This is a genomic window from Mycolicibacterium nivoides (assembly GCF_003855255.1).
Lineage (GTDB): Bacteria > Actinomycetota > Actinomycetes > Mycobacteriales > Mycobacteriaceae > Mycobacterium > Mycobacterium nivoides.
On the sequence record NZ_CP034072.1, the window covers coordinates 2145079 to 2157934 of the forward strand.

At 66.9% G+C, this 12856-nt stretch carries 13 protein-coding genes; 3 read left to right on the forward strand and 10 right to left on the reverse strand.

What is annotated here, in order from left to right:
- Nucleotides 1-86 precede the first annotated feature (86 nt).
- The 4 genes from EH231_RS10165 to lepA form a co-directional block, all read right to left on the reverse strand.
- Entirely contained in the window at nucleotides 87-1469 is a 1383-nt protein-coding gene (locus tag EH231_RS10165; protein WP_090431668.1) for an LLM class flavin-dependent oxidoreductase, read from the reverse strand.
- Nucleotides 1466-2770, reverse strand: a complete 1305-nt coding sequence (locus EH231_RS10170) for an NtaA/DmoA family FMN-dependent monooxygenase (protein ID WP_124712353.1) — start codon at nucleotides 2768-2770, stop codon at nucleotides 1466-1468. Before EH231_RS10170 ends, EH231_RS10165 begins: the two co-directional genes overlap by 4 nt.
- A gap of 66 nt (nucleotides 2771-2836) precedes the next feature.
- On the reverse strand, nucleotides 2837-3556 hold the full coding sequence (locus tag EH231_RS10175; RefSeq protein ID WP_090431672.1) for a sensor domain-containing protein: 720 nt from the start codon (nucleotides 3554-3556) through the stop codon (nucleotides 2837-2839).
- The gene (gene lepA, locus EH231_RS10180) at nucleotides 3553-5442 is read right to left on the reverse strand and encodes a translation elongation factor 4 (protein WP_090431674.1); all 1890 of its coding nucleotides are present in this window, start codon (nucleotides 5440-5442) and stop codon (nucleotides 3553-3555) included. The genes EH231_RS10175 and lepA overlap by 4 nt, the downstream gene beginning before the upstream one ends.
- 79 nt (nucleotides 5443-5521) lie before the next feature.
- On the opposite strand from lepA, the gene EH231_RS10185 reads away from it, so the two are divergent.
- Entirely contained in the window at nucleotides 5522-6157 is a 636-nt protein-coding gene (locus EH231_RS10185; protein WP_090432194.1) for a type II toxin-antitoxin system PemK/MazF family toxin, read from the forward strand.
- Here the strand turns inward: EH231_RS10185 and EH231_RS10190 are convergent.
- The 6 genes from EH231_RS10190 to EH231_RS34575 form a co-directional block, all read right to left on the reverse strand.
- Nucleotides 6139-6933: an ABC transporter ATP-binding protein gene (locus EH231_RS10190; protein WP_090431676.1), complete on the reverse strand. Its 795-nt coding sequence runs from the start codon at nucleotides 6931-6933 to the stop codon at nucleotides 6139-6141. The two genes, EH231_RS10185 and EH231_RS10190, sit on opposite strands and share 19 nt — an antisense overlap.
- On the reverse strand, nucleotides 6930-7955 hold the full coding sequence (locus tag EH231_RS10195; RefSeq protein WP_164480838.1) for a FecCD family ABC transporter permease: 1026 nt from the start codon (nucleotides 7953-7955) through the stop codon (nucleotides 6930-6932). The genes EH231_RS10190 and EH231_RS10195 overlap by 4 nt, the downstream gene beginning before the upstream one ends.
- Entirely contained in the window at nucleotides 7952-8953 is a 1002-nt protein-coding gene (locus EH231_RS10200) for an ABC transporter substrate-binding protein (RefSeq protein WP_124714238.1), read from the reverse strand. Before EH231_RS10200 ends, EH231_RS10195 begins: the two co-directional genes overlap by 4 nt.
- Nucleotides 8954-8970: 17 nt before the next feature.
- A complete protein-coding gene (locus tag EH231_RS10205) occupies nucleotides 8971-10008 on the reverse strand; it encodes an ABC transporter substrate-binding protein (RefSeq protein ID WP_090432200.1) in 1038 nt (345 codons plus the stop codon).
- Nucleotides 10009-10199: 191 nt separating this feature from the next.
- Nucleotides 10200-10808, reverse strand: coding sequence for a GNAT family N-acetyltransferase (locus tag EH231_RS10210; protein ID WP_124712354.1), 609 nt, complete (start codon nucleotides 10806-10808; stop codon nucleotides 10200-10202).
- 62 nt (nucleotides 10809-10870) lie between these two features.
- On the reverse strand, nucleotides 10871-11005 hold the full coding sequence (locus tag EH231_RS34575) for a hypothetical protein (protein ID WP_273545718.1): 135 nt from the start codon (nucleotides 11003-11005) through the stop codon (nucleotides 10871-10873).
- Between the two features lie 158 nt (nucleotides 11006-11163).
- Between EH231_RS34575 and EH231_RS10215 the strand changes: the two genes are divergently transcribed.
- Both EH231_RS10215 and EH231_RS10220 read left to right on the forward strand, forming a co-directional pair.
- Nucleotides 11164-12168 (forward strand): methionine ABC transporter ATP-binding protein, encoded by a 1005-nt coding sequence (locus EH231_RS10215; RefSeq protein WP_090431680.1) that lies wholly within the window; start codon nucleotides 11164-11166, stop codon nucleotides 12166-12168.
- Nucleotides 12165-12848 (forward strand): methionine ABC transporter permease, encoded by a 684-nt coding sequence (locus EH231_RS10220; protein ID WP_090431683.1) that lies wholly within the window; start codon nucleotides 12165-12167, stop codon nucleotides 12846-12848. The genes EH231_RS10215 and EH231_RS10220 overlap by 4 nt, the downstream gene beginning before the upstream one ends.
- The last annotated feature ends 8 nt before the right edge of the window (nucleotides 12849-12856 follow it).

A 12856-nucleotide genomic window follows, 5' to 3' on the forward strand; every position in this document is an offset into this window, starting at 1 on the left:
ACCGGTACGGGTGGTTGATATGTCGGTATGTGTTGCCACACTGCCGCAATCGGATTCGCGTCGTCAGCTATGGAATCGACGGGATTCTATTGCGAATGAACGGAATTCCTACGGAATGCGGCGGCCGGGTGCCCATCAGGCAGTAATCCGTCGCCTCCGCCGAACAGCTTCTGCCGCAACGTGGTCGGATCGGAGGTCTCGCGGGCGCGGCCACGCCGGCGAAGCTCGGGGATGAGGTAGGTGGCCACATCGGCGAAGCTGCCGGGCGTGACGTGATAGGCGATGTTGAACCCGTCCACCCCGGTTTTGTGGGCATACGCGTCCAGGGCATCGGCCACCGTGGCGGCCGACCCGACGAACAACTCGCCGCCGAACCCGCCCAGTCCCCCGACGTAATCCCGCAACGTCAGGCGCTCACGGACCCCGGAATCGGTGACCGCGGCCAGGATGGACCGGCTGGCGTCGGTGTCGAACTGCCCGATCGGGCGGTCGACCCCATATGTCGACCAGTCCACCCCGGACAGTGCCGACAACAGCACCAACCCGCCTTCCAGGTCGTGGAAGTCGGCGAGTTCGCGTGCCTTGGCCTGTGCCGCCGAATCGGTACTGTCAGTGACGATCTCGACCGAGGTGATGAACTTCAGCGATTGCGGGTCGCGACCGTGCCCGGCCGCCCGGCGCCGGATGTCCTCGATGTGGTTGCGCAGGACGTCGGGCCGCGGATCGCTGACGAACACCAGTTCCGCGTTACGGGAGGCGAATTCCCGTCCCGCTGGTGAGGTACCCGCCTGGAACAGCACCGGAGTACGTTGCGGCGAGGGTTCGACCAGGTGCGCCCCGGGCACGGTGAAGTACCGGCCGTTGTGGCCGATGTCGTGCACCTTCGCCGGGTCGGTGTACACCCCCCGCACGGCGTCGCGCAGCACCGCACCCGGCTCCCACGAACCTTCCCAGAGCTTGTAGGTCACCTCCACGAACTCCTGCGCCATCGCGTAACGCTCGTCGTGCGGGATCTGCCGGTCACGGCCGATGATGTTGCGCGCCGCGCTGTCGAGCAGCGAGGTGACGACGTTCCAGCCGATCCGGCCACCGGTGAGGTGATCCAGGGTGCTGAACTTACGTGCCAGCAGGTAGGGGCTCTCGTAGGTGGTGGACACCGTGATGCCGAATCCCAAACGCTGCGTCGCCGCGGCCATCGCCGACACCGCCAGCAGCGGGTCGGTCACCGGCGTCTGCACGCCCCGCGCCAGCGCGGCGCGGGCGTCACCGCCGAACACGTCGAGTTGGCCGACCGCGTCGGCGATGAACAGCACGTCGAATCCGCCGTCGTCGAGCAGCTTCGCCAACTCCACCCAGTACCGGACATCGGTGTAGTCGGCGGTGCGGTCCTGCGGGTGGCGCCACAGCCCGAAATTGCCGTGCGACACGGTCGACATGGTGAACGCCGACAGAACATAGGGTTCGGTCATGACAGCTGCCGCTGTGGTGCGTCCAGCCCCAGATGGGATCGCAGTGTGGCGCCGGCGTATTCGTGGCGGAACAGCCCGCGCTTGCGCAGCACCGGCACCACCTGCTCGACGAAAAGCTCGTGCTGACCCGGTAATCCGGAGTCCCGCAGCACAAATCCGTCGGCAGCGCCTGCGCTGAACCACTGCTCGATCTCGTCGGCGATCTGCTCGGGCGTGCCCACCACCGCGGCTCCCCAACCGTTGACCGTGCGATACAGGAACTCTCGCACCGTTGGGTTTCCGTCGGTGGCCAGTAGCCGGTAGCCCGCCAACGCGGTCTGGTGGGTCTCGGTGTGCGCCGGGAACGCCGACTCCGGAACCGGACCGTCCAGGTCCGCACCGGTGACGTCGACGTCGACCTCGAGCAGCCACCCGGCCTGGTACTGCGGGCTGAAGTACTCATACTCCTGCTGCTGTGCGCGCCTGGCTTCTTCCTCGGTGGAGCCGACGAGATACCGCAGCGACGGGGTGATCAACGGAGGCCTGGCCCGGCCCGTGCGCCGCGACTCCTCGTGGATCTGGGTGTAGAACTCCCGCGCCCGCGCCCGATTGCCGTGGCTGGTGAAGATCACCTCGGCGTGCCGAGCCGCGAAACCCCGTCCGGTTTCCGATGATCCGGCCTGGAAGATCACCGGTTGCCCCTGCGCCGACCGGGCCGAGCCCAGCGGGCCTGCCACGTCGAAGTAGCGCCCGTGGTGATCAGTCCGCTGAATCTTGGTGACATCGTTGAATATCCCCGCAGCGCGGTCTTCGACGATGGTGTCTTCGCCCCAGCCGTCCCACAGCTTGCGCACCACCGCAAGCGCTTCCTCGGCGATCCGGTAGCGCTCGTCGTGGGCCACCACACCGCGGGCGCTGAAGTTGTCGGCGGCGGCCTGCGCGAAGCTGGTCACCAGATTCCAGCCGGCCCGGCCACCGCTGAGATGATCGAGTGAAAGCAGCTGGCGGGCAAGGTGATACGGGTGGGCCAGGGTGGCCGATCCGGTCACCACCAGCCCGATCCGGTCGGTGACCGATGACAGCGCGGCCGTCGCGGTGAGTGGTTCGAAGTCTTCGGTGATCTTGTACGGCCAGGTCGCCGGCGGACCGTAGTTCAGGCCGTCGGCGAAGAACAACGCGTCGAATGTGCCGGCCTCGGCGGTCTGGGCATAGCTGATCAGCCGCCGGCGTACTCCGGCGGTGCTGTTGTCGATATCGGGATGCCGCCACGGCCCGGTAGACCGGGTATTGCCGAAGGCCAGCAGATGCAGCTCTCTGGACACTGCGCCGACACTACGGTCGCGGTCGCCCCGCGCCGAGAGTTGCACTCAGCGCGAAGAAATCCGAGCCTACTTGCTGCGGACGTGGGCGACGATCTCCCTGACGACCTCGGTTGCCTGCTGGTCTATGTCGTCACCGCAGACCCACGCCTCGACGACCACATTGGACGCCGCCGACAGCACGTGGTGGCATCCTCCGCTGGGACTGTCCTCGGGGGTCGACATCTGGCTTATCGAGGAATCATCTGCAGTGACGTCGCTGACCGACCAGATCTGGGGCATGTCCTCGGAGTCAAAGGTGACAATCGTTCCCGCACAGCCCTCCCAGATCGCCTGGGAGTGCTTCACGAATGCCTGGGCCTGTTCGGCCGTGGAATGGAGCACCACGACCTGCTCGATCCAATGCGGGTTGCCCTCGCCAGGCTCGCGCACGATCTGGTCGCGCACGGCCGTCCACCCGCTGTCCTGATAAACAAGCTCCTGAGCACCGAACGCGGCGGCCAGACAATCCCGATCCGATACGGCTTCCGAATTGTCGTTCAAGGTACTGGAATCGAAGCTCACCTGTAGATCCGACGACCCGACGATGTCGTTGAGGTCATCGACCCCCAGCAGTAGGCCATCGAGGTCGGCCTCGATCAGCATCGGCTCCCACCTCGGCTCATCAGGGTCACGCGACGCCACACCGGCGACAGTGCTCACACAACCCGACAGCCCGAGCGACAACGCCAACACCGCCGCCGCCACGACCCCGGTGGTGCACAGCCGGGCCCAGCCCGGAACGGTCATTTCTTTGGTTTGTCCGAGGCCGCGTCGGTGGACAGGGCCGCGACGAACGCCTCCTGAGGAACCTCCACGCGACCGATGGTCTTCATGCGCTTCTTGCCCTCTTTCTGCTTCTCCAGCAGCTTGCGCTTACGAGTGATGTCACCGCCGTAGCACTTGGACAACACGTCCTTGCGGATCGCCCGGATGTTCTCGCGGGCAATGATTCTCGCTCCGATCGCGGCCTGCACCGGCACCTCGAACTGCTGACGAGGGATGAGCTCTTTGAGCTTGGTGGTCATCTTGTTGCCGTACGCGGACGCCGAATCCTTGTGCACGATGGCGCTGAACGCGTCCACCGCCTCGCCCTGCAGCAGGATGTCGACCTTGACCAGATCGGCCAGCTGCTCACCGGCCTCCTCGTAATCGAGGCTGGCATAACCGCGGGTACGGGACTTCAGCGAATCGAAGAAGTCGAAGATGATCTCGCCCAACGGCATGGTGTAGCGCAACTCGACACGCTCGGGCGACAGGTAGTCCATGCCGCCGAGCTCACCGCGCCGCGCCTGACACAGCTCCATGATGGTGCCGATGAACTCGCTCGGCGCGATCACCGTTGTCTTGACCACGGGCTCGTAGACCTCGCGGACCTTGCCCTCGGGCCAGTCCGACGGGTTGGTCACCACGATCTCGGAGCCGTCGTCCTTGATCACCCGGTACACGACGTTGGGCGCCGTGGAGATCAGGTCGAGGTTGAACTCGCGTTCCAGGCGCTCGCGGGTGATCTCCATGTGCAGCAACCCGAGGAAGCCGCAGCGGAACCCGAAACCCAGCGCCACCGAGGTTTCCGGCTCGTAGGTCAGCGCGGCGTCGTTGAGCTGCAGCTTGTCCAGCGCCTCGCGCAGCACCGGATAGTCGGAGCCGTCTACCGGGTAGAGCCCGGAATAGACCATCGGCCTGGGCTCCCGGTAGCCGGTCAGGGCCTCGGTGGCTCCCTTGCGCGCCGTCGTCACGGTGTCGCCCACCTTGGACTGCCGGACGTCCTTCACACCCGTGATGAGGTAGCCCACCTCGCCGACGCCGAGACCGTCGCTGGGCTTCGGGTCCGGTGAGACGATGCCGACCTCGAGCAATTCGTGGGTGGCGCCGGTGGACATCATCGCGATCTTCTCGCGCGGGGTGATCTTGCCGTCGACGACGCGCACGTAGGTGACCACGCCGCGGTAGATGTCATAGACCGAGTCGAAGATCATCGCCCGCGCGGGAGCGTCGGCGTCGCCGGTCGGCGCCGGCACCTGCCGGACCACCTCGTCGAGCAACTCGGCGACCCCGACACCGGTCTTGCCGGACACCCGCAGCACATCCGAGGGCTCGCAGCCGATGATGTGGGCGAGCTCGCCGGCATAACGCTCCGGGTCCGCGGCGGGTAGGTCGATCTTGTTGAGCACCGGGATGATCGTGAGGTCCCGGTCGAGCGCCAGGTACAGGTTGGCCAGCGTCTGCGCCTCGATGCCCTGGGCGGCGTCGACCAGCAGCACTGCCCCTTCACACGCCTCCAGCGCGCGGGACACCTCGTACGTGAAGTCGACGTGGCCGGGGGTGTCGATCAGGTGCAGGACATAGTTCTCTTCGGATCCGTCATCGCCGGTCACCTTCCAGGGCAGCCGCACGTTCTGCGCCTTGATGGTGATGCCGCGCTCACGCTCGATGTCCATCCGGTCCAGGTACTGCGCCCGCATCGACCGGTCGTCGACGACGCCGGTGAGCTGCAGCATCCGGTCCGCCAGCGTCGATTTGCCGTGGTCGATGTGGGCGATGATGCAGAAGTTCCTGATCTGCGCCGGCGCAGTGAACGTCTTGTCGGCGAAGCTGCTGATGGGAATCTCCTGGTGAGCGTGGGTGTCCAGCACGTGCTGTGCTCCCTAAGGGTATCGAGCAACCACCGTCGCGACACAATCGCCAGGGGTCCGCTCGCATATGCTCGACACCATGGCGTCGCAGTGGAAGGCGTTCCAACAGGTTCTCAGGGGCGTAGTGGATGGCGCCGAGAACCTGGTGTTCAACGAGGCACCGAAGTTCGTGCGTCAGCTACAGACCACGGACAACGTGCCGCGGACTGTGCAGCAAGGCATCCAACAGGGCCTTCAGCAGGGCCTCAGGCTGGGTCTCGGCGTGCTCGCCGGTGCGGCCGCCCCGCCGCCGCAAGCGATCACCGCCGGCCGTCCGGTATCGAAGAACAGCGTGCCCACCGCACACCGGGCCCGCAAAGTCGTCTACGCCCCCGATCTGGACGGGCAGGCCGATCCCGGCGAGATCGTCTGGACCTGGGTGGTCTACGAGGACGATCCGACCCAGGGCAAGGACCGGCCGGTCCTGGTGGTGGGCCGCGATCAGCGCACCCTGCTCGGGTTGATGCTGTCCAGCCAGGACTACCACCGAGACGATCCGGACTGGATCGCCATCGGCACAGGCACCTGGGATTACGACGGCAGGCCGAGCTGGGTGCGGCTGGACCGGGTGCTCGACGTTCCAGAGGAAGGCATCCGCCGTGAGGGCGCGATCCTGGATCGCGGCCGGTTCGAAGCGGTCGCGCTACGGCTGCGCGCTCAGTACTCCTGGAGCTGACTACCCGTGCCGCGGGTCGGGCCGCCGCGTTCGAATCGCACGTACGGTCCGGCGTCGTCGACAGTGATCCGGCACCGCACTCCGTAGACGTCGGCCACCAGCTCCTCGGTCAGCACCTCGACCGGGGAGCCGTTGGCCACCACGGTTCCCGCTGACAGCACCACCACGTGGTCGCAGAACATCGCCGCGAGGTTGAGATCGTGCAGGGCCACCACACTGGTGACGTCGAGCGTGCGGATCATCGCCAAGATCTCCAGTTGATGGGCGATGTCGAGATGGTTGGTCGGCTCGTCGAGCAGTAGCTCGCTGGGTTCCTGGGCCAGCGCCCGGGCGATCTGCACGCGCTGACGCTCCCCACCCGAGAGGGTGTGCCACAGCCGGTCGGCCATGCCGCGCAAGCCGGTGGCCGCCATCGCCGCGGTGACGGCTTCGGTGTCGTCGCGGCCGGCCCCGAACACCGGAGTGTGCGGGATGCGCCCCAGCCTGACGACGTCGCGGACCGCGATGTCCAGATCGGTGTCGGCGTGCTGCCCGACCATCGCCACCCGGCGTGCCACCGCGCGCCGCGACATCGTGTGCAGCTCACGACCGTCGAGCTGCACAGATCCGGAATCAGGCCGGTCGATCCCGGCCAACAGCCTCAGCAGTGAAGACTTGCCGGATCCGTTGGGCCCCAACAATCCGACTGTGCTGCCCGGAGCCGGGTCGACCGTGACACCGTCGAGCACGACCCGCCCCGAACGGGTCCAGCACACCTCTAACGCCCGCAGGCTCATCGGCGTATCCCCCTGCGCCGCAACAAGATCAACGCGAACGCGGGGACGCCGAGCAGTGCGGTGACCACCCCGGTGGGCAATTCCTGCGGAGCGAAGACGGTCCGGGCCAGGGTGTCCACCCACACCATGAAGATCGCGCCGAGGATCACCGCGGTCGGCAACAGGCGCCGATGGCCGGGCCCGACGACGAAACGCGCGGCGTGCGGCAGCACCAGCCCGACGAATCCGATCGCCCCGGCCGCACTGACCAGGGCCGCCGTCACCAACGCGGTCATGACCAGCAACACGACGCGTGCCCGGGCCACCGCGACGCCCAGCGTCGCGGCCGCATCCTGACCGAAGGCGAAGGCGTCGAGGGTGCGCGCATAGGCCAAACACACCGCCAGCCCGACTCCGACGACGACCGCGCAGGTGAGGACATCGGACCAGGACACCCCGGCCAGCGAGCCCAACAGCCAGAACAGCACTCCCCTGGTCTGTTCGGCGTCGGCCGACGACAACACGATGAAGGACGTCAGTGCCGAGAACAGCTGGGTTCCGGCCACTCCGGCCAGTACCACCCGGTCGGTCCCGCCGCCGGCCGCGTAGGCCAGCAGCAGCACCACGGCGAACGACAGCACCGCACCGGCGAAGGCGCCGCCGGACAAGGTCAGCGTGCCCGCGCCGACGCCGAGCACCGCGACCAGCACCGCGCCCGTAGAAGCACCCGATGAGACCCCCAGCACGAACGGGTCGGCCAGCGGATTGCGCAGCAGCGACTGCAGTATCGCCCCGCACAGCGCCAGCCCGGCTCCACAGATGGCCGCCAGGACGACTCTCGGCAGGCGCAGTTGCCAGACGATGCTCTCCTGCAGTCGGGTCGTCCCCGAGGGCCCCGCGCCGAGACGGTCGCCGACGATGCGGTAGACGTCGCCCACCGACAACGCGGCGGGCCCGATGGTGATGGCCACCGCGGCCGAGAACACCAGAAGGACAAGGCCGGCGGCCCACAATCCGCCGAGCCATCCGGTACGCAGACTCACCGCGGTGAGCCGAAACCGAGTTCGGCCAGGCCCTTCGCCACCTTCTCGACGCCGTCCACGGTGCGGATGGACGGGTTGAGATCGGCCCCGTTGACCACGATGTAGCGGCGGTGCCGGACGGCGGTCAGGCCTCGGGTGAGCGGATTCGATTCCAGGAAGTCGACTTTGGTCTCCAGCGCGTCACCGTCGATCGTGCGGCGGCTCAGGTCGCCCAGCACCAGCACATCCGGATCGCGGTCGGCCACACTCTCCCAACTCACCTGCGGCCATTCATCTGTGGTGTTGGCGAACACGTTGCGTGCCCCGACGGTCCTGGCGATCACCCCGGGGGATCCGCAGCAGCCGGCGAAGTAGGGGGCACGAACATCGGAGAACCAGAAGGCCATGTCGACTCCGGAGAGAGCCGCACCGGCTGTGTCCATCCGGCGGCGCAACTCCGCGATGAGCCGATCGCCGCGTTCGACGACACCGAATATCGTCGCCAGGTCCCGGATTTCGGTGTAGACGGCATCCATGCTGAACGGGGTGCTGCGCGCGCCGTCGCCGTTGACCGAGTTCTTGCCCTCGCAGTCACTCGGTGCCAGATAGGTCGGCACGCCCAGCTGTGCGAACTGGTCGCGGTCGGCGACACCACCGGGTCCCAGGGTGCCGCCGAAAGACGCCGACACGAAATCGGGTTCGGTGTCGAGAACCGTCTCCAGCGACGGCTTGTTCACCGCCAGGCGCGGCACCCGGGCATTCTCGGCCTCGAGGCCGGGGCGGACCGGGTCCGTCCACGTCGCGGTGCCGACCATGCGGTCCGCCAAGCCCAGCGAGAGCAGAATCTCGGTGGAGCCCTGGTTCAACGACACCGCCCGCTGCGGCGGTGCATCGATCACCACCTGCCTGCCGCAATTCTGCACCGTCACCGGATATCCGGGCGCCGCCCCGGGAGGCGCTGCCGGGTCGGCAGCCTGGCCGCAGGCAGCCAACAGCAGCGCGCCCATCAGTCCGACCATCAGCCGGACCCGTCCCGTCACCGGGCCAGCCCGAACGCCCTGAAACCGGCAGCCAGCTTCTCCAGGGCATCGATCTCGCGGATTCCGGGGTCGAGTTCGGATCCGGACAGCACGACATAGCGCTTGTCGCGCACCGCGGTCATGTTCCTGGTCACTGGATTCGATTCCAGGAACTTCACCTTCGCATCCAGAGCGTCCCCGTCGACGCGCCTTCGATTGAGGTCGGCCAGCACCAGCACGTCAGGATCGCCGTCGGCCAGGGCCTCCCAGCTGACCTCCGGCCAGTCCTCGCGGGTATCGGCGAAGACATTGGTGACGCCGAGTTCGGTGGCGTACAGCCCGGGCGCCGAACAGCAGCCGGCCAGATACGGCGTCCGTAGCCCCGAGAACCAGAATGCGACGCTGGTACCCGGCTCGGTGATCGACGGTGTGTCGTCCAGCCGCCGGGTGAGCCGGGCGATCAGGTCGTGGCCGCGCTCCTGCACATCGAAGATCTGGGCCAGCTCGGCGATCTCCCGGAACAGTGTGTCGAGGGCCAGCGGTTCGGTGCGGGTGACGGTCTCACCCTCGACGCGCGCCCCGGTGCACACCGAAGGCGATTGATACGTCGGGATGCCCAGCTGGGCGAATTTGGGCCGGTCGGCGACCACCGCGGAAGTAAAGGTGTGAGCGCTGGCCGAGGTCACCAGGTCCGGCTCGACACCGAGCACCGTCTCCAGCCCCGGGTCGTTGTCCGCCAACCGGGGCACGGTGGCATTGTCGGCCGCGAGCTCGGGCAGCACCGGATCAAACCAGGTCGACGTGCCGACCATCCGATCAGCCAGACCGAGCGCCAGCAGTATCTCGGTCGAGGACTGGTAGAGCGACACCGCCCGCTGCGGCGGCCCATCGAAAGTGACTGTCACACCGCAGTTCTCGATCGTGAGCGGATAGCTGGTCGGGCCCGCGGTGGCCTCGGCGGCGGGGTTGTCGGCGCCGGACTCTCGGTGCCCGCAAGCCACCGTGAGCGACAATGTCACAGACAACAGGCACAACAGTGCGGTGAGCACACGCACGGCCAACAACTTCCTTTGATCCAGGGCCCAGTCGCGGAGCCGTCAACGGTCATTCCCGGCCACAGGTAGTCGGACTCGAGGCAGTGCCTCACACCGTTGCGCGTCAGTTCCGGCTTTTCACCGGATTCCCCTGTTGGTCGGCCTTCGCACTGTAACAGCCGCGATGCGTCAGCGATTGCCGTCGCGTCTGGCTACCGCGGCGCCCGCCACATCGGCGTCATGGTGGGTCCGCCGTCGGGCAGCACGATCTCGCCGGTGACCTCGAACCCGAAACGCATGTAGTACGGGATGTTGTCGGGGTTGCTCGACTCCAGGTAGGCGGGTGCATGCTCGGCGTCCACCCGGTCGAGTCGCGATTGCATCAGGGCGTGCCCGAAACCGCCGCCGCGCACCGCGGGGTCACTGCCGATCACCGCCAGATACCAATGCGGTTCCTCGGGGTGCTGCTTCTTCATCAGCTCGACGACCTGCTGTCCACGCCGCATGGCGCTGCCGAAGGCCAGCACCATCGTGGGCAGCATGCGCAGTTCTTCGCTCGGCGTCTGTTTCCAGCGGCCCGGGCCGTCCCACAACGCCGCCGCGCCGATCTCGCCGTCCCGGACGGCCACCTCGGCACCACCGCCGGAGAGAAAATGGTGGCGCGTGATCGCCGCGAACAGCCGCGGCAGGCCCTTGGCGCGACGGGTGTCGTCAGCCAGGATCCAGGCCATCACCGGGTCATCGTGGAAGGCCCGGCCCAGGACCGCGGCGAGCCGCTTCACGTCAGACTTGTTCGGGGGACGGACATCGACGGCAGCCACCAACCCACCATCGCACACCCGGCCCATGCTCAGCACCCCTGCGGTCGGTGACCTCGACGTTGTCAGACCACCTCGATGGCGGGCGAGTTCCAGGTGCCCTCGGTGATGCCGGGCACATTCCCGTAGGTGCGAAAAGTCGAGAACGGCGGTGAATACCTTTGCCCACCAAGGCTTTCACCGACTAGTGCGCCGACCATAACCAAGGTTACTTCCGATCAGAAGGATTTCTATCCTGTACCGCCGGTAGTCCGCTGCGTAGCTTCACCCGCTGTCTGACCTTCAGACCCGGTAGATCCCGCATGGCCGCAGCCGCAACCGAAGCGCTCGGCCTGCCGCAGTCCCTTCAGAGAGCCCCGTGATAGAGATCGAGAACCTGACCAAACGATTCGGGGACCGCACGGTCCTCGACGACATATCGCTGACCGTCGGTAGCGGTGAGATCTTGGCTGTCGTGGGCCCCAGCGGGGCCGGTAAGAGCACGCTGTCGCGATGCGTCAGTTTCCTGGAACGCCCCAGCAGCGGCGCCGTCCGGGTCGGCGGCCTGGATTTCAGCCGGCTCGACGGCAACGAATTGATCGCGGCGCGCCGAAGGATCGGAGTGATCTTCCAGAACGCGCCGCTGCTGCGGCGGCGCACTGTCGCCCAAAATGTATCGCTGCCACTGGAATACCTCCGGGCCACCGACGAATCGATCGACCGGCGGGTCGGCGAGCTGCTCGAGCGCGTCGGCCTGTCCGACCGCAGCGAGTACTTTCCCGCGCAGCTCTCGGGCGGTCAGAAGCAACGGGTCGGGATCGCCCGGGCCCTGGCGCTGCGTCCTTCGGTGCTGCTGTCCGATGAGGCCACCTCGGGGTTGGATCCCGCCACGACCACCGCGATCCTGTCCCTACTCGGCCAGTTGCGCGACGAGTTCGGCTTGTCCATCATCCTGATCACCCACGAGATGGAGGTCGTTCGCGAGATCGCCGACTCGGTGGCCCGTATCGACGGTGGACGGATCATCGAGAGCGGCGCGGTCACCGACATCATTCTCGACCCGAGCTCGGCACTGGCCCGGGAACTGCTGCCACACCGGCCGATAGTGCCACCGCCGTCAGCGGGTGACATCTGGGAGATCTCCTACGCCTCCCGGGAAGTTCCGCTCGACTGGCTCACGTCGATCCACCACGCTCCGGGCATCTCGGGTACCCAGGTCAGCGTGCTCAGCGCCAGCGTCGAGGCCATCCGCGGGATCGCCGTCGGACGCGCCACACTGGCCGTCTCCCCCACTGCGCCAAGTGGATTCGCCGACTATCTGGCCGATCTGGGGCTGCACGTCCACACCGGCCCGGCACGCTCCGACGACGAGGCCGCCGCATGAACCTGTTGGCCCAGGAGGATTTCAGCACGCCGTGGGTGAGGGTGCCCGACCTGCTGCTCCCCGCCTACGGCGAAACCTGGATCATGGTCGGTGTCACCATGGTGCTGGTCGTCTTGATCGGCACCCCGCTGGGAATCGTCCTGCACAACACGTCGAACCTGGGACTCCATCCGAATCCACGGGTGTTCACCGCGCTCAACACGATCGTCAACATCGGCCGGTCACTGCCCTTCCTGATCCTGATGGCGGCCATCATCCCGGTGACCCGGTTCATCGTCGGCACCACGATCGGCATCCCGGCGGCCATCGTGCCGATGACAGTCGCGGGTGTGCCGTTCTTCTCCAGGCTCGTCCAGAACGCACTGCGCGAAGTGCGCCCCGATGTCACCGACATGGGCCAGGCCTCCGGTGGGACCACCCTGCAGGTCATCCGCACCGTGCAGCTCTCCGAGGCGCTACCCGCCTTGGCGGGTGCGCTCACGGTCAACACCATCGCGATGATCGAGTACTCGGCGATCGCCGGATCAATCGGCGCCGGCGGCATCGGAAATCTGGCGATCACGTACGGCTACAACAGATTCGACCACAACATCATGATCGCCACGGTGGTCTCGCTGATCATCACCATCCAGATCGTGCAATTCGTCGGCGACCGTGCGGTCAGGGCGCTGACGCGCTGAAAGGAAGA